Consider the following 15,780-nt stretch of genomic DNA (forward strand, 5'->3'; position numbering starts at 1 on the left):
CTTGATTATTATTTCAACGAATCGAAAGGATTCGAACCTGTTTTCTGAACAGTATTTGATTGTTTAGTTACAGTTGGAGTTACAGCTGTTTGACGTTTAACAGGTGCAACCGCTTGATTTACGCTATTGCGTGTAGATTGTGTTGTACGTACTTTTTTATTAACTGAACGTCGATTATTGACATTAGAAATATTTTTGACTTCTTTTTTTAGAGTTTCATCTGTAATTGCTTTACTCGTAGAAGTATCAGGAGCAGGCAGAGAAAGACGAATATTTTCACTCAATTGTTTTGCTGGTGGATATGTGAGTTCATTACTTAAATATCGCATTTCATTTGAACGCATTTGTTGCAAACTTTCATCTGCTATCGCCACACTCGATAAAAAAACAACATCCGTTAAGCTAGCACCACGTATATTTTGTTGTTGCAATTGAGTTGCGAGTTTTAAGGCATTCATGGGTTGTTTTAACTCATACATCCGCATTGCTGCCTGCGCTAATAAATCATTTACACGAGAAGAGTTATCTTTATCACAAATCTGCTGATATATATTTAATAGTTCATAATCTGTTTGACCAGAAACCAATGGATTCTGCTTAATACATTTATTTTTTAGTTTAATTGGTTTTATTTGTTGATCATCAGCATAAATAAAAACACTCATCAAACTTGATGCAATACAGAGAATTGATATTCCAACACCTTTTTTCAAAATATGCCTCATCATTATTTAACTTACAACCAAAGAACTGACAATTATTGTTTAAAAACCCTATTACTCGTCAATTTTTGTGCATTTATATCATTTCGGCGAATTTAACAAAAAAAACATAGTTAAAGTCAACACAAATTACGTTTATTAACATTATTAATTTTTTTGTAATATTGAAAGTTTTCATGAGATACAAAAAAATATCGCATTTTTTGTTTAAAAGTGACAATTTTTGTTGTAGAATAATCTGTATAGTCGAACAATATCGTCTAAGTTTTTGATTTTATTCAAAAAATAAATTCTACAAATAACAGTTATATCAAGTTAAAACTTAGCCAAGCGCGCTTGATATTCAAAATTATTGTGAGCTACAAATGAGTAATCTTAAGGTTTTAATTAAAAAACTTTCGCCAGCTACTCGCATTGCATTGGAAAAATCAGCAAACTATTGCATTAATCAATTAAATTATGAAATTGAAATTGAACACATATTGGTTGAGTTAATAAATCAAGAAGAAAAAAATGACTTACATATTTTATTAAAAAATAATAACATCTTATCCGATGAGTTAATTGATGATTTAAAAGAAAGTATATCTCAGTTACCTAAAGGTAATAATAGAACGCCTATTTTTTCAAAATCAATTATTAGATTACTCGAACAATCTTGGTTATTAGCTTCAGCTGACAATAATCCAGTAATTCGAAGTAGCCATTTATTAATTGCTCTTTTAACAGCTCCTGATTTACAGCAAATGGCTTTTAGAGCTTCAAGTTTATTTGAATTAATTCCTATAGATACAATCAAACATAAATTTCTAGATATTTGTAAAAATAGTAATGAACAATCAGCATTAGAGACTCAAACAACATCCGTTTCGCAACATGGAACTGATATATCAAATCCATCTCCTGTTAAATCACCCGCCCTTGATCAATACACCATCAATTTGACTGAAAAAGCAAAAAAAGGACAAATTGATCCAGTAATAGGACGTGAGTTTGAAATTAGACTGATGCTCGATATTCTGATGCGACGTCGCCAAAATAATCCTATTCTAACGGGCGAGCCTGGTGTTGGTAAAACAGCTGTTGTTGAGGGTTTAGCTTTAAAAATTGCACAAGGACTAGTTCCTGAAGCACTAAAAAATGTTCATCTACACGTATTAGATATGGGTTTATTGCAGGCTGGTGCAAGTGTAAAAGGTGAATTCGAAAATCGCTTAAAGCAAGTCATTCATGAAGTTCAAGCTTCTACTCATCCAATTATTCTATTCATTGATGAAGCACATACCTTAATTGGTGCAGGAGGACAAGCTGGACAAAATGATGCAGCAAACCTGTTAAAACCTGCTTTAGCACGTGGAGAGTTAAGAACAATTGCAGCAACGACTTGGGCTGAATATAAACAATATTTTGAAAAAGATGCAGCTTTAAGTCGCCGCTTTCAAGTGGTAAAAGTTGATGAACCAACAGAAGATGTTGCCATTGATATGTTACGAGCCATGATTCCAGTCATGCAAAATCATTTCAATTTAAAAATTGACGATCAAGCAATTATTACAGCCGTTCAAGCTTCACATCGTTACATTAGCGGTCGTCAACTTCCAGATAAAGCCGTAAGCGTATTGGATACTGCTGCTGCACGTGTTGCGCTGACTCAAAATGCACAACCTGTTATTTTAGATCAGCTCAAAGCACAACAACATAATTTAAAATTAGAACATCAAATTATAACGCTTGAACACCAACAGTTCCCTATTCATCAGCTACGCCTAGATGACCTTAATCAAAAACTCTCAGGCTTAGAAACAGAAATTCAGAAAACTGAAATTAAGTGGCAACAAGAGCTTGAGTTGATCAAACAAATCCAGCAGCTTAATACGCAAACTGAAACTGATAATACCGTACTGATTGATTCATTAAGAGCCGAATTGACACAATTACAAGGACAAAGTCCTTTGGTTTTCGAGCGTGTCAATGCGCAGATTATTACAGAGATCATTTCAGATTGGACAGGTATTCCGATTGGAAAGATGGTCAAAGATGAAATCAAACAGATCCTAACGCTTGAAGATAAACTCGGCGAGCGCGTCATGGGGCAAGATTATGCACTTGCTCAATTGGTTCAGGGCATTAAAACCTCAAAAGCCAAGTTAGAAGATCCAAATAAACCACAAGGCGTATTCATTCTAATTGGTCCGAGTGGTGTGGGTAAAACTGAAACGGCACTTGCCTTAGCTAATGAACTTTATGGCGGTGAGCAGCATCTTATTACGATTAATATGTCTGAATACCAAGAAGCGCATACGGTCTCATCATTAAAAGGAGCACCTCCTGGCTATGTCGGTTATGGCCAAGGTGGTGTTCTCACTGAAGCCGTTCGTCGCAACCCGTACAGCGTTGTGCTGTTAGATGAAATTGAAAAGGCACATAGCGACGTACAAGAATTGTTCTATCAAGTCTTCGATAAAGGTATGCTTGAAGATGGTGAGGGTCGTGTGATTGACTTTAAAAACACGACCATTCTATTAACTTCAAATACGGGTTCCAGTGCCATCATGCAGGCCTGTTTAAATCAACCTGTGGAAAAATGGCCTCATGCCGAAGATTTGATTGAGCATTTAAAACCAAGTTTGTATAAGCAATTTAAGCCAGCATTTATTGGTCGTATGCGTATTGTGCCTTATTTCCCGTTGCATGATGAACTTCTAGTTCGCATCATCAAACATAAACTTGGAAAAATTGTTGATCGTATTGAAAAACAATATGCAACCAAAGTTCAATATTCAGAAGATTTAATAGACTTACTGTTAAACCGTTGCACTGAGGTCGATAGCGGTGCAAGGAATATCGATAACATACTTAACTCCACGGTCCTGCCAGCTTTAGCTACTAAAATTTTAATTGCTTTAGCTGAGCATAAATTGCCAAAGTTAATTGTTATCGATACCCAAGATGATGAAATCACTTATCAATTAGATCCTGTGAAAAAGGCGACTAAAACACGATCGACTAAAAAGATTAAAGCAGAAGTTTAAAATTTAAGATTGAGCTGAATGTGTGAAACATATGGATATTTTATCTTTATTAACGCCAATTAATGAGCAGTCACCTTGTGGTGAGGATTACTCATTTTCCAATGAGTTTCACGCTATCAAAAAAGCAAGGACCCAAGATGATGTATTACTTGATCAAGGGGATTGGGTAACTGAACCTAAACAAGCTGATTGGGATTTTGTCGCAACCACGTCAATTAATTTATTACAATCTAAAAGTAAAGATATCCGTTTACTTACATGGCTTACTGAAGCTTGGGCAAATTTATATGGTTTTAAAGGAATTAGCAAAAGCATTGAACTTAGTCACCACCTTCTAGAACAATATTGGTTAACCTTACACCCAGAAGTTGAAGACGATGATTTAGACCAACGTATTGGTTTATTACAAGGTTTAATTAATCAGTTGCCTTTACTCATCAAAAAAGTTTCTTTAAATAATCATGCACCTTTTTACCATTTACTTGATTATGACAATTTTCTTTATCATGAAAATATTCGCCGTAAACAAAGTGATGATTATGATGCCTCAACTAATCCAACTGAATTAGAACAGTTTGAACAAGCATTATCGAATACTGATAAAAATTTTCAGCGTGAAAACTATCAACATTTCACCGAAATCTTGCAACAATGGACGACATTGAAGCAAGTTTTAGATGACTTACTTGGTCTAGATTCGCCAAGTTTTGCTTCAATCGACTCTAGTTTAGATACCATTCATAACACTCTAAAAAAGATTTATAAAACCGATCTGTTTGAGCAAACAACTCAAGCAGTGATTGCAGAGACCAACACATCATCACCGATGGTACAGCAAGTAATGACACAATCCTCTGCACGTCAAAATCAACTCTCTTTTCAGCCTCAATTTCAATCACATGTTGAAAATAGAGAACAGGCTATGCAAGTTCTACAAGAAATCGCGACTTATTTTCAAAAGAATGAGCCACATAGTCCTGTCAGCTATATGCTGCAAAAAACCATCAAGTGGAGCCAAATGCCTTTACATGAATGGTTGACTCAAGTCATTAAAGATGAACATCCACTCCAAATGTTACATGATACTCTCGGCGTTCAACCAAAGAATGAATACGAATAATTGTTGGTAAAGCATATGTTTAAAGCAGAAAAAATTCTTTGGGGTGAAGGCTTATTTCTAAGACCACAACACTTCCAAGTTCAAGATACTTATCATGAACAACGTTTGAATCATACAGTACGAGCTTTAGTTCCTTACGCATATGGAATACAAAAGCTTAAATTTGATGAGATTCAACTATCCACCCATATATTGGCTTTAGAGACAGTGGAAATCATTTGGCAAGATGGTGAAATTTATCATGCCCCTGCACAGGATCTTTTACCAGAACCTTTATTGCTTGATGATTTGAATTTACACAGTGAAATGATTGTTTATCTTGCACTTCCTATTTTACAAGCCAACAAGAAGAATATTGCAGATGATACTCGAATGCTTTCGAGTCGATATCATAACTATTTAAATGAAACACATGATTTATTTACAGATGCTAGTCCAGCTGAACTGAATTTTTTACGTCGCCGCGCTGAATTTAAATTACTTCAACCACATATCCAACCCACCCAAGATCTCGATGGTTTTATATATTTAGCTATAGGTAAATTAAAACGTCATAGTTCTAGTAATTTTGAATTAGATCATAAATTTATTCCCCCAATTTTACATATTTCTGCTTCAGAAACGTTAATTAATAACTTAAAACGCACGCTTAACGTTATTAAAGCCAAAATTAAAACCATCCAAAGTAACAATCGTGAAAATGAGCAAAAACTGATTGAATTTCGCTCTGGTGATATTGTTTCGTTCTGGTTGATCAATGCTTTAAATACTGCCTATGCTGGATTAAATCACCTTCTACAATATCCACTAATCCACCCTGAACGTTTATTCTCAGAATTGTTACGTTTAACCGGTTCTTTGCTGACGTTCTCTACCGCCTATGATGTTGATCATTTACCACAGTATAAACATCATCAGTTACAAGACAGTTTTCAGCAGCTTGATCTCATTCTAAGGGACTTACTCGATACGATTATTTCAAGTCGTTATTTTAGTATTAGCTTAAAGGAAACTCGACCTTCTTATTGGGTTGGTAGTCTTGAATCCGACAAAATTACACGTGATACTCGTTTATACGTTGCTGTTTCAAGCAGTATGATGCAAACACATGAACTCATTCAGATTGTACCTGTACGATTTAAAGTAGGTAGCACAATAGATGTTGAACAACGCGTCATTGCAGCTCTCCCTGCTGTTCCCCTACACCATTTAATGCAAGTTCCAACCGCAATTCCTGTACGTTCCGGTGTGAGTTATTTTGAAATAGAACCGCATCATGAGCTTTATCAACGTATGCTTGAGTCTGAGTCGATCTGTATTTATGTTCCTGCTGGATTTCAAGATATTAGTATTGAACTTATTGCTGTAATGAATACTTAAGAGAAGAAAAATGACTCAACATCCGACAGGTATTCCTTCTTTATTTGATGATGGAAAAATTGGTTCTGGTTTGCCAAAATCTGAGCAACAAAATAAATTGCAAGTGACGAACTTGATTGATTTATTACATGATGGATTCTATTTAGTTTTCTTAATTCGTAACCGTTATATTCCATCTAATCCAACTGAATTCCGTGAAAAAATCTTAGAGCTATTAAATCGTTTTGAACAACAAGCCAAAAGACTTCAATTTACTGCTGATGATATTCACGATGCAAAATATGCTTTTTGTGCATTAATTGATGAAACAATCGCAACCCAACAAGATGCAGCATATTTCAATTTACAAAATAGTTGGTTAATTAGTCCATTACAGTTGAGCCTATTTGGATCTCAACTCGCTGGTTATCGTTTCTTTGAAATATTGGAACAAATAAGAAGCAAAGGTAAGGAACGTTTAGCATCTCTTGAAGTTTTTCATTATTGCTTACTTTTAGGATTTCAAGGTAAATATCGATTAGAGTCAATTGAGAGTTTAAATCATCTCGTTGCACGCGTTGGCGATGAAATTGATTACCTTAAAGGAAAAAAAGCTGCTTTCTCACCTTTTGCAGCCATACCAGATCAAATTAAACATATTATCCATCATGAGCTTCCCTTTTTCTGGATACTGATCTTTTTATTGTTATTTGCATTATTGACTTTTGCGGGATTGAAATACTTGCTTTCTACACAAAATGAAACTGCTTTAATGCCTTATCAAAATGTGATTTCTGCACCAGCAGAAGAAGCACATATTACGATCCATTTGCCTTAGTTGATAACCTATGACTCAGGAAAGAACAACTTCTTTGCGCATATTACAGACCAATAAGAAAAAAACTTTATCGCCTGTAATTTATATAATGATTGGATTTATTTCAGGGATAATTTTTACTTCGCTGATTTTCTTTGTTTTTGCTATGGGTTCAAATTCTACCGATACAGCAATGCCACAGCAAGAACAAGCAATAGAAGAAAATCCAACCGTTCTGCCGAATTCAAAAACGCCAACTCAAAATAAAGATGAGATTGCGACTATTCAGCACGAAACAACAGAACCCGTTGAAGAGAATAATATTGCTCAACCAGGCAGTAATGATTTAAGCAAATTCTTCCAACGCACACCAGCAGCAGCAGCGCCTGCTCCGAGTGCGCAGCAAACTTCCCCTTTTGCCAATGAGCCAAATGCCAAACCACAACAAAAGGTAGTACCCGTAAAATCACCGCAAGAGAAAAATGAAACCGTGCCAGTGGTGACAAATAAAACCGTGAAGCCAGTAACCCCTCAACCAGCCAAAGCCGCTCCAATAAAAGAGCCTGAAGCTGAAGTAGAAGCACCTGAAGCAACTGTACAAATTAAAGTGACTCAAAAACCATTTGCTGTTAATGAACTCAAATAAAAAATGATTTGGTTTATCTTCTTCTGCTTCGTTGCAGTTGCGATTGGATTGACGTTGTTCATGTCTTACGAGTTACGTCATAAATCCAAACAATTATTGCAATCACTGCTTCCAAGCGGGAAAAAGAAAATCGTCAACGCTATGCAGTTCGCAGAGAACATGCATCAAGCAGCTTCGCCAGAAAAACTACAATCTCATTGGCATCTACAACAATGGTGGGTTTTAATAGCAGGCTTCTTTTTATTTGCCAGTATTCTAATTTTTGCGTTTACACGCCCGATCAATTCCACACGAATTGAAGCTGAGTATTTAAAAGAGACCGACACACAGATTTATAGTTTGCTCAATGGTGAAATCCTCAGTCCACCACCCGATGTTGACAATACCCTGATCCAAGATGCAATTATAGAAGCAACTCGTCTAGAACAAGCATATCAAGCACAGCACCCTACAGATCCGAGTATTGATGCATCTCAAATTGAAATTCCAATTACACATTCACATGGCAGTTTGGACTCATCTTTAGTTGATCGTAAATGGGATAAAATCAATCCTCGTTATAAACAACGCCTACTCATGGTATTCAAAATCATGAAAGAACAGCATGGTTATGAACTTGTATTATTAGAAGGCTATCGAAGTCCATCTCGTCAAAATATGTTAGCAGGTAATCCAAATACGACCAGAGCTAAGGGCTATCAAAGTTATCACCAATTTGGCTTAGCCGCAGATGTTGCCTTTAAAAGGAATGGAAAAGTTGTAATTACTGAACGTGATCCATGGGCTATGCGAGGCTATGAATTATATGGGCAAGTTGCCGAATCCGTAGGTTTAACGTGGGGCGGACGATGGAAATCAATCAAAGACTATGGGCATACAGAGTATCGAATGCCAGGTCTAAGGAAAACCAAAGAAATGGCAGATCAACTGATTGCCGAAGGACAAATCGTCGCAAATAATAACGTATCGTAAAAAAACCACATCAGGAGATGTGGCAAAAGGTGTAGCTGTGCTTGAACAGTCATACTGTATTTTTAGAATAAAGTTCTAAACTTAATTTAATATTAATTCGAAATGAGTTGCCTAAAACAAAGCCTCACCTTGCCTTCCCCGATCAAATAACTTTTAAATAAACGCATTTTAGGATAATGAAGATATTCACAAGAATTTGACAACAATCGAACTATATTCAAATTTTTAAGCATAAAGATCATGCGCTACGGTTTAATTTTAGGTGATCAGCTTTCAGAGCAAATTGCCACACTCAAAGCACTTGATAAAGACCAAGACATAATTTTGATGGCAGAGCTAGTTGAAGAAGCGACCTATGTAAAACACCATCCTCAGAAAATTGCACTGATTTTCAGTGCAATGCGTCATTTTGCAAAATCCTTAAAAGCACAAGGCTGGAAGATTCGTTACCAAGCTTTTGATCGTACACAAGCAGCTCAAGGATTTGTTGATTTTGTCCAAGCGCAATTAGAAAAAAACTCAGCTGATGCTTTAGTGATTACTGAAAGTGGAGAGTTTCGTTTACAGCAGGCGATTGAAACTACATGGTCTAGTCAACTTCAAATTCCAATACATATTCTAAGAGATGATCGTTTCTTTTGTTCTAAAAATGAATTTAAGCAATGGGGTTCTTCTTCTAGAATATTACGCATGGAATTTTTCTACCGAAAGCTCAGGCATAAAACTGGCTATTTAATGGATGGCAATAAACCAGTCGGTGGTAAATGGAACTATGACATCGAGAATAGACAAGCTTGGAATGCTCAGGATTCAATACCTCTAGCATTAGAATTTGATCGAGATCAAATCGATTTAGATGTGATTGAATTGGTGAAAGCAGAATTTCAAGATCATATTGGTCAAATCAACCATTTCAACTGGGCAACAACACGTCAACAAGCGCTGCAAGCACTCGATTATTTTATCCAGCATCAATTAATCCATTTTGGTCAATATCAAGATGCACTGGTCCACAATCAAGATTATATGTTTCATAGCCTACTTGCTCCCTATTTAAATTGTGGATTACTCTCTCCCAAAGAGGTTTGCGATGCAGCACAACAGGCATATTTTGAAGATCGTGTACCGCTAAATACTGCTGAGGGCTTTATCCGTCAAATCTTGGGATGGCGCGAATTTATTCGAGGCATATATTGGTTAAAAATGCCAAGTTATTCTGAGTTAAATGAACTACAGGCAGATCGAGAACTTCCTGCATATTTTTGGACAGCAAACACTAAAATGGAATGTATGCGTGAATGTATAAGAAATTCTTTAGAAAATGCTTATGCACACCATATACAACGATTAATGGTGATTGGAAACTTCACTTTATTAAATGGTATCTCGCCAAAACAAGTAAATGATTGGTATTTGAGTGTATATGCAGATGCTTTTGAATGGGTGCAATTACCGAACACACATGGCATGGTTTTATTTGCTGATGGTGGTCTTGTTGCAAGTAAACCTTATGCAGCATCTGGTAATTATATTCATAAGATGTCCAACTACTGTCAAAACTGTCACTACAATGTCAAAACCAAAACTGAACAGGATAGCTGCCCTTTCAATAGCTTATATTGGAATTTCTTAGCCAAACATCGCATTTTCTTTAGCTCCAATCCCAGAATGTCAATGATGTATAAACAATGGGATAAGCTTAGCCTAGATGATCAAAACACCATTTTGACACATGTGGATGATCTACAAAAACGTATTGAAGAACTCTAATCATGCATAAGAAAGTTCATTTACCTGAAAAAATTTGTGCTTATTGTTTACGTCCTTTCTCATGGCGAAAGAAATGGGAACGATGCTGGGATGACGTTAAATATTGCTCTAAAAAATGCAAATCACAAACAAAGCATATTACAAATCAGACATCTAACACGCAGATGCCTGATGAGTTTTTTAAATGAATTATGGTGCTCGATGTGGTGTTTTGATCAACTTAGATAAGTCATAACCTTGTTGTTTTGCCGTTTCAAGATAAGAGTTATAAGTGGCCTCATCAATGGTTGGTGTTTTAGAAAGAAGCCATAAATATTTAGTTGATGGTCCACCCACCAAAGCGATCTTATACTCAGGATCTACTCGTAATACCCAATAATCGCCTTTGGTAAATGGCAACCAACGTAAGCCTTTCGGTAAGAAACTTACTTTTAGTTTACTGTTCCCTGCATTTGCTGCATAAGCAATACCTTCTGAACTATCCATCTCACCTGATTTTGTACGGCAGCTATTTAATACGCCAATGGTTTTGTCTGGATTGATAGTATAAGTTGCAGTCGTGTCACTTAGACATTGACGTTGAAAATACATGGGTAAATGAGCAATTTCATACCATTTTCCAGCATATTGATTGACATCAATTTTATCCACCGCAGAGGGTTGTTGAGCATTTGCTTGTACTGGTATTACAGTAGCAGCCAGAGAAACAGACAATATAGCCATGCCGAATACAGTTTTAGCTTTCATTTTATCCCCTTCATATTTTCAAAAATATTTGGTTCACTTTAAATATAAAGCTGTGAATAAAATGTGAGATTAACTTTACATTACATTTAAAAACAATAGTTTAACAATTTAACTCATAATTAAGTTTAAACATGAATTACTAAATCACCTCTGTTTGATCTTCGATAAAGAACCGAAATTTGCGCTTTTAAAAACTCCATGACTCATTTGTTGGTAGGTTTTTGGTAGGTAGGAAAAAATTTCAACCCTTGCATACTAAGCCTACAGTGATGTGATCACTGAATAACAAACAATGGATTATGGAAGAAGGAATCGCTCCATGGCTTTTAAGAATATTGCAGATCAAACCAACGGTTTTTACATCCCTTGCGTCTCTCTTTTTGGACCTGGTTGTGCCAAAGAAATTGGAATCAAAGCCCAAAACCTTGGCGCTAAAAAAGCATTGATCGTCACCGACGAAGGTTTATTTAAATTTGGTGTAGCAAATACCATTTCAGAATATTTAAAAGATGCGGGTGTGGAGAGTCATATCTTTGCTGGTGCTGAACCCAATCCAACTGATATCAATGTTCACAATGGTGTACAAGCCTATAATGATAATGCTTGTGATTTTATTGTTTCCCTTGGTGGTGGTTCTTCACATGACTGCGCTAAAGGAATTGGCTTAGTTACCGCCGGTGGCGGGCATATTCGTGATTATGAAGGTATTGATAAAAGTACCGTGCCGATGACACCACTCATTGCAATCAATACAACGGCGGGAACGGCATCTGAAATGACTCGTTTCTGTATCATTACCAATACCGACACCCATGTCAAAATGGCAATTGTTGATTGGCGTTGTACACCGCTGATCGCTATTGATGATCCTAAACTGATGGTTGCTAAACCTGCTGGTTTAACGGCGGCAACAGGAATGGATGCTTTAACACATGCCGTCGAAGCTTATGTTTCTACTGCTGCAAATCCGATTACCGATGCTTGTGCAGAAAAAGCAATTACCATGATTAGCCAATGGTTACGCCCTGCTGTTGCCAATGGTGAAAATATTGAAGCACGTGACGCGATGAGTTATGCACAATATTTAGCGGGTATGGCATTTAACAATGCTTCTCTTGGTTATGTTCATGCAATGGCACATCAACTAGGTGGTTTCTATAATCTGCCACACGGCGTATGTAATGCAGTGCTTTTACCCCATGTTTGTGAATTCAACTTGATTGCTTGCCAAGATCGTTATGCAAAAATTGCAGAATTAATGGGGATCAATACAGACGGTTTTACCGAAACAGAAGCCGCATTTGCCGCAATTGATGCAATTAGAGAATTATCATCTTCAATTGGTATTCCATCTGGTTTAACTGAACTTGGTGTAAAAACTGAAGATCTTGCAATCATGTCTGAAAATGCTCAAAAAGATGCGTGTATGCTGACCAACCCTCGTAAAGCAACGCATGCTCAAGTGGTTGAAATTTTCAAAACTGCACTTTAAATTTTCTCTTAAAAGTAAGCCAAGCCTCCGACAACAGGCTTACTTTTTTTGTGGGAATAGCAAGCTGGTGATATTCCCACTTTTTTTGGTGCTAAATTTTTTAAATTAAATTACAATATATTGATTTTTATTAATTTTTAAATAATTCTCTAAAATATAAATCAATCAACATGATTATTTCTAATATCTATAAAAAATGCCTTAAAACATATCTTTAAACTTATTCAAAGATAGATGTGCAGGATGATCAACAGGTAATAATTCCATCAAACGTTCAACTGCATCGATTGCTTCAGGGAAATGTGCCACGTGTTTCAATAATAGATCTGTTTCTGTGGTTTTAAAAATCGCATCACTCAAGCGTGACTCTAAACAATCTCGCCATGCACATAAAAATGGGCTTTCAGTTTTAGCGAGAAAAACACCTTTATACAACTGTAATGCAGAAGCCACATAACCAGAATCAAGTGCTTGTTCAGCCAAAAGAAAATCTGCTTCTACATCTGCCAATAAACGGTATGGTCTTGATCCTAGCATTCCCCCTAAAATGTCTCTCAATTGCGACATTTCAGCTTTTAAAGTGCCGATACTCACTTTACGTTCACCGTATAAAGCTTGATGCAATTTTTCTAGATTTAAGCCATTTGGACACAATACCAATATTGCCAAAATCTCAATTTGGCGTGGTGTAAGAACCAATGATTTTCCATTATAGAGAATCTGCGGTGTCGAAAAAGCCCGAATATATAACTGTTGACGTTGTTGTTGTATCAGTGCAGTTTGAATAATTGATGCACAACGTTCTGCTGCTAAAACCCCTAAGCTATTATGCTTTTTCCATGTGGTAGATAAATCCACTACACCTAGTACTTGTTTTGAATATGGATCAATAATCGGAGCCGCATAACAGACCCAATCATGAATCGACTCCATATAGTGTTCGTTTGAAAAGACACAACTGGATTGTTGAGTTTTAAGCGATAGCGCCAAAGCATTTGTTCCAACCACCTCTTCAGCCCACTGCCCACCCGCGATAAAATGCACCTTTTCAGCAGCACTTTGCATTTGCGTACTTGAGGCTGTCCATATAATGGTACTACCTACATCACCTACAGCGATCACCATGGATGACTGTGCAGCGATATGGCTCAGTTCATTTGAACAGGTATTTAAGGCTTTATCTAAACTGCTTGAATTTTTCTTATTTTGATTTAGTAAGGGAGCTGCAAGACGTTCTTTGGGAATTGAAGACGATACGGATCGCTGCCAAGAACTCGCAATACTCTGCTCTAGTTTCTCAGCACTTTGGGGAGACAAGCTATTTTGTTGCTTTAATTGATCAATAGACTGCCTTTGTTGTATCAGCTCTTGTTTTGTAAACATGTGTGTATCCCTCACGCGTGATCATGGTTTCCTACCTTTCTCCAACCTTCCCCCTTATATCCTAGTGAAATAGCGTACAAAAGTACCTTATACCAAAGCTGTAGATGCTTAAGATCAATTATAAGCAAAGGAATATATATATGCGTTACATCGATCCGAATCAAGCAGATTCAAAAGTCCAATTTAAACCACAATATGAAAACTTTATTGGTGGTCAATGGGTCGCTCCCGTCAGAGGAGAATACTTCGATAACGTTTCGCCTGTCGATGGCAAAGTGTTTACAAAGATACCGCGTTCTTCTGTTGAAGATGTTGAACTTGCACTTGATGCAGCACACAAAGCAAAAGCTGAATGGAATAAAAGCTCTCCAACATTCCGCTCAAATATCTTACTTAAAATTGCTGACCGTATGGAAGCAAACCTTGAAATGCTTGCAGTGGCAGAGACTTGGGACAATGGTAAACCTGTTCGTGAAACACTAGCAGCGGACATTCCATTGGCAATTGATCATTTCCGTTACTTTGCAGGTTGTATCCGTGCACAAGAAGGTGGCATTTCAGAAATTGATGAAGATACCATTGCCTATCATTTCCATGAACCATTAGGTGTCGTCGGTCAAATTATCCCATGGAACTTCCCGATTTTGATGGCCGCTTGGAAACTTGCTCCTGCACTTGCAGCAGGAAATTGCGTGGTTTTAAAACCTGCGGAACAAACTCCAGTTGGAATTTTATTGGTTCTCGAACTCATTCAAGATATTTTACCAGCAGGTGTGTTGAACGTCATCAATGGCTATGGTGCTGAGGTCGGTCGCCCTCTCGCAACCAGCCCACGTATTGCTAAAATTGCATTTACAGGTTCAACTCAAGTTGGACAGTTAATTATGCAATATGCGACAGAAAACATTATTCCCGTGACACTCGAACTGGGTGGTAAGTCTCCGAATATTTTCTTTGAAGATATTATGGATAAAGAAGATGATTTCTTGGATAAAGCGCTTGAAGGCTTTGCCATGTTTGCCCTAAACCAAGGCGAAGTATGTACCTGCCCATCTCGTGCCTTGGTTCAAGAAAGCATTGCTGATGCATTTTTAGAAAAAGCCATTGAGCGCGTTAAGCGAATCAAAGTGGGACATCCTTTAGATACTGAAACCATGATTGGCGCTCAAGCTTCGCTAGAACAACAAGAGAAAATTTTACGCTGCATTAGTACAGGTCGTGAAGAAGGTGCTGAATTGTTGACAGGCGGTAGTGCTAGACAAGAAGTTGGTGAAGGTTTCTATATCGAACCAACGGTGTTTAAAGGTCATAACAGCATGCAAATTTTCCAAGAAGAAATTTTTGGTCCTGTGCTGTCAGTAACCACATTTAAAGACTTTGATGAAGCCATTAAAATCGCAAATGAAACCATCTATGGTCTGGGTGCAGGTGTGTGGGCGCGTTCTGCACATACCTCATATCGTGCAGGTCGTGCGGTAGAGGCAGGTCGTGTATGGACCAACTGCTATCATATTTATCCTGCACATGCGGCATTCGGTGGATATAAAAAGTCAGGCATTGGTCGTGAAAACCACCGCATGATGTTAGATCATTATCAACAAACCAAAAATCTTCTGGTGAGCTACTCAACCAAACCTGCTGGATTCTTCTAACAAGCCATCTCACTCATTAAAAAGAGCAAATGTTATTTCACATTTGCTCTTTTCATAGGTCAATTATA

At 37.0% G+C, this 15,780-nt stretch carries 13 protein-coding genes; 10 read left to right on the forward strand and 3 right to left on the reverse strand.

Translation table 11 applies throughout. From position 1 onward, the window contains the following. Positions 1-8: 8 nt before the first annotated feature. Positions 9-713, reverse strand: a complete 705-nt coding sequence (locus F933_RS00360) for a hypothetical protein (protein WP_005057365.1) — start codon at positions 711-713, stop codon at positions 9-11. Between the two features lie 374 nt (positions 714-1,087). Here F933_RS00360 and tssH point away from each other — a divergent pair, with 374 nt between their 5' ends. The 8 genes from tssH (at position 1,088) to F933_RS00400 (ending at position 10,626) form a co-directional block, all read left to right on the forward strand. Next, the gene (tssH, locus tag F933_RS00365) at positions 1,088-3,754 is read left to right on the forward strand and encodes a type VI secretion system ATPase TssH (RefSeq protein WP_005057367.1); all 2,667 of its coding nucleotides are present in this window, start codon (positions 1,088-1,090) and stop codon (positions 3,752-3,754) included. Positions 3,755-3,785: 31 nt separating this feature from the next. After that, the gene (tssA, locus tag F933_RS00370; protein WP_034710246.1) at positions 3,786-4,874 is read left to right on the forward strand and encodes a type VI secretion system protein TssA; all 1,089 of its coding nucleotides are present in this window, start codon (positions 3,786-3,788) and stop codon (positions 4,872-4,874) included. A 15-nt stretch (positions 4,875-4,889) separates the two neighbouring features. Next, complete coding sequence (gene tssK / locus F933_RS00375; RefSeq protein WP_005057369.1) at positions 4,890-6,254, forward strand: type VI secretion system baseplate subunit TssK; 1,365 nt, start codon at positions 4,890-4,892, stop codon at positions 6,252-6,254. Between the two features lie 10 nt (positions 6,255-6,264). Next, the gene (gene icmH, locus F933_RS00380) at positions 6,265-7,071 is read left to right on the forward strand and encodes a type IVB secretion system protein IcmH/DotU (RefSeq protein WP_005056398.1); all 807 of its coding nucleotides are present in this window, start codon (positions 6,265-6,267) and stop codon (positions 7,069-7,071) included. 10 nt (positions 7,072-7,081) lie between these two features. After that, on the forward strand, positions 7,082-7,696 hold the full coding sequence (locus tag F933_RS00385; protein ID WP_005057370.1) for a hypothetical protein: 615 nt from the start codon (positions 7,082-7,084) through the stop codon (positions 7,694-7,696). Between the two features lie 3 nt (positions 7,697-7,699). Then, positions 7,700-8,668 (forward strand): M15 family metallopeptidase, encoded by a 969-nt coding sequence (locus tag F933_RS00390; protein WP_167539048.1) that lies wholly within the window; start codon positions 7,700-7,702, stop codon positions 8,666-8,668. 240 nt (positions 8,669-8,908) lie between these two features. Continuing rightward, on the forward strand, positions 8,909-10,438 hold the full coding sequence (locus F933_RS00395) for a cryptochrome/photolyase family protein (protein ID WP_005057372.1): 1,530 nt from the start codon (positions 8,909-8,911) through the stop codon (positions 10,436-10,438). Between the two features lie 2 nt (positions 10,439-10,440). Continuing rightward, entirely contained in the window at positions 10,441-10,626 is a 186-nt protein-coding gene (locus tag F933_RS00400; RefSeq protein ID WP_034710249.1) for a DUF2256 domain-containing protein, read from the forward strand. 1 nt (position 10,627) lies between these two features. Here F933_RS00400 and F933_RS00405 read toward each other — a convergent pair whose 3' ends face one another. Next, positions 10,628-11,185 carry a lipocalin family protein gene (locus F933_RS00405; protein ID WP_005057373.1) on the reverse strand — a complete coding sequence of 186 codons (558 nt, stop codon included), beginning with the start codon at positions 11,183-11,185 and terminating at the stop codon, positions 10,628-10,630. A 319-nt stretch (positions 11,186-11,504) separates the two neighbouring features. On the opposite strand from F933_RS00405, the gene mdh reads away from it, so the two are divergent. Continuing rightward, entirely contained in the window at positions 11,505-12,677 is a 1,173-nt protein-coding gene (mdh, locus tag F933_RS00410; RefSeq protein ID WP_005057374.1) for an iron-dependent methanol dehydrogenase, read from the forward strand. A gap of 201 nt (positions 12,678-12,878) precedes the next feature. Here mdh and F933_RS00415 read toward each other — a convergent pair whose 3' ends face one another. After that, the gene (locus tag F933_RS00415; RefSeq protein ID WP_005057375.1) at positions 12,879-14,060 is read right to left on the reverse strand and encodes a helix-turn-helix domain-containing protein; all 1,182 of its coding nucleotides are present in this window, start codon (positions 14,058-14,060) and stop codon (positions 12,879-12,881) included. A 140-nt stretch (positions 14,061-14,200) separates the two neighbouring features. Between F933_RS00415 and exaC the strand changes: the two genes are divergently transcribed. Then, positions 14,201-15,712, forward strand: coding sequence for an acetaldehyde dehydrogenase ExaC (exaC, locus tag F933_RS00420; RefSeq protein ID WP_005057376.1), 1,512 nt, complete (start codon positions 14,201-14,203; stop codon positions 15,710-15,712). Positions 15,713-15,780 lie beyond the last annotated feature (68 nt).

The sequence above is a fragment of the Acinetobacter beijerinckii CIP 110307 genome, from assembly GCF_000369005.1.
GTDB lineage: Bacteria > Pseudomonadota > Gammaproteobacteria > Pseudomonadales > Moraxellaceae > Acinetobacter > Acinetobacter beijerinckii.

Bases quoted from the DNA above. Each gene is read 5' to 3' on its own strand.
- F933_RS00415 (WP_005057375.1), bottom strand. From the start codon at position 14,060: ATGTTTACAAAACAAGAGCTGATACAACAAAGGCAGTCTATTGATCAA.
- exaC (WP_005057376.1), top strand. From the start codon at position 14,201: ATGCGTTACATCGATCCGAATCAAGCAGATTCAAAAGTCCAATTTAAA.
- F933_RS00385 (WP_005057370.1), top strand. From the start codon at position 7,082: ATGACTCAGGAAAGAACAACTTCTTTGCGCATATTACAGACCAATAAG.
- F933_RS00400 (WP_034710249.1), top strand. From the start codon at position 10,441: ATGCATAAGAAAGTTCATTTACCTGAAAAAATTTGTGCTTATTGTTTA.
- tssA (WP_034710246.1), top strand. From the start codon at position 3,786: ATGGATATTTTATCTTTATTAACGCCAATTAATGAGCAGTCACCTTGT.
- F933_RS00390 (WP_167539048.1), top strand. From the start codon at position 7,700: ATGATTTGGTTTATCTTCTTCTGCTTCGTTGCAGTTGCGATTGGATTG.
- tssK (WP_005057369.1), top strand. From the start codon at position 4,890: ATGTTTAAAGCAGAAAAAATTCTTTGGGGTGAAGGCTTATTTCTAAGA.
- F933_RS00395 (WP_005057372.1), top strand. From the start codon at position 8,909: ATGCGCTACGGTTTAATTTTAGGTGATCAGCTTTCAGAGCAAATTGCC.
- F933_RS00405 (WP_005057373.1), bottom strand. From the start codon at position 11,185: ATGAAAGCTAAAACTGTATTCGGCATGGCTATATTGTCTGTTTCTCTG.
- tssH (WP_005057367.1), top strand. From the start codon at position 1,088: ATGAGTAATCTTAAGGTTTTAATTAAAAAACTTTCGCCAGCTACTCGC.
- mdh (WP_005057374.1), top strand. From the start codon at position 11,505: ATGGCTTTTAAGAATATTGCAGATCAAACCAACGGTTTTTACATCCCT.
- icmH (WP_005056398.1), top strand. From the start codon at position 6,265: ATGACTCAACATCCGACAGGTATTCCTTCTTTATTTGATGATGGAAAA.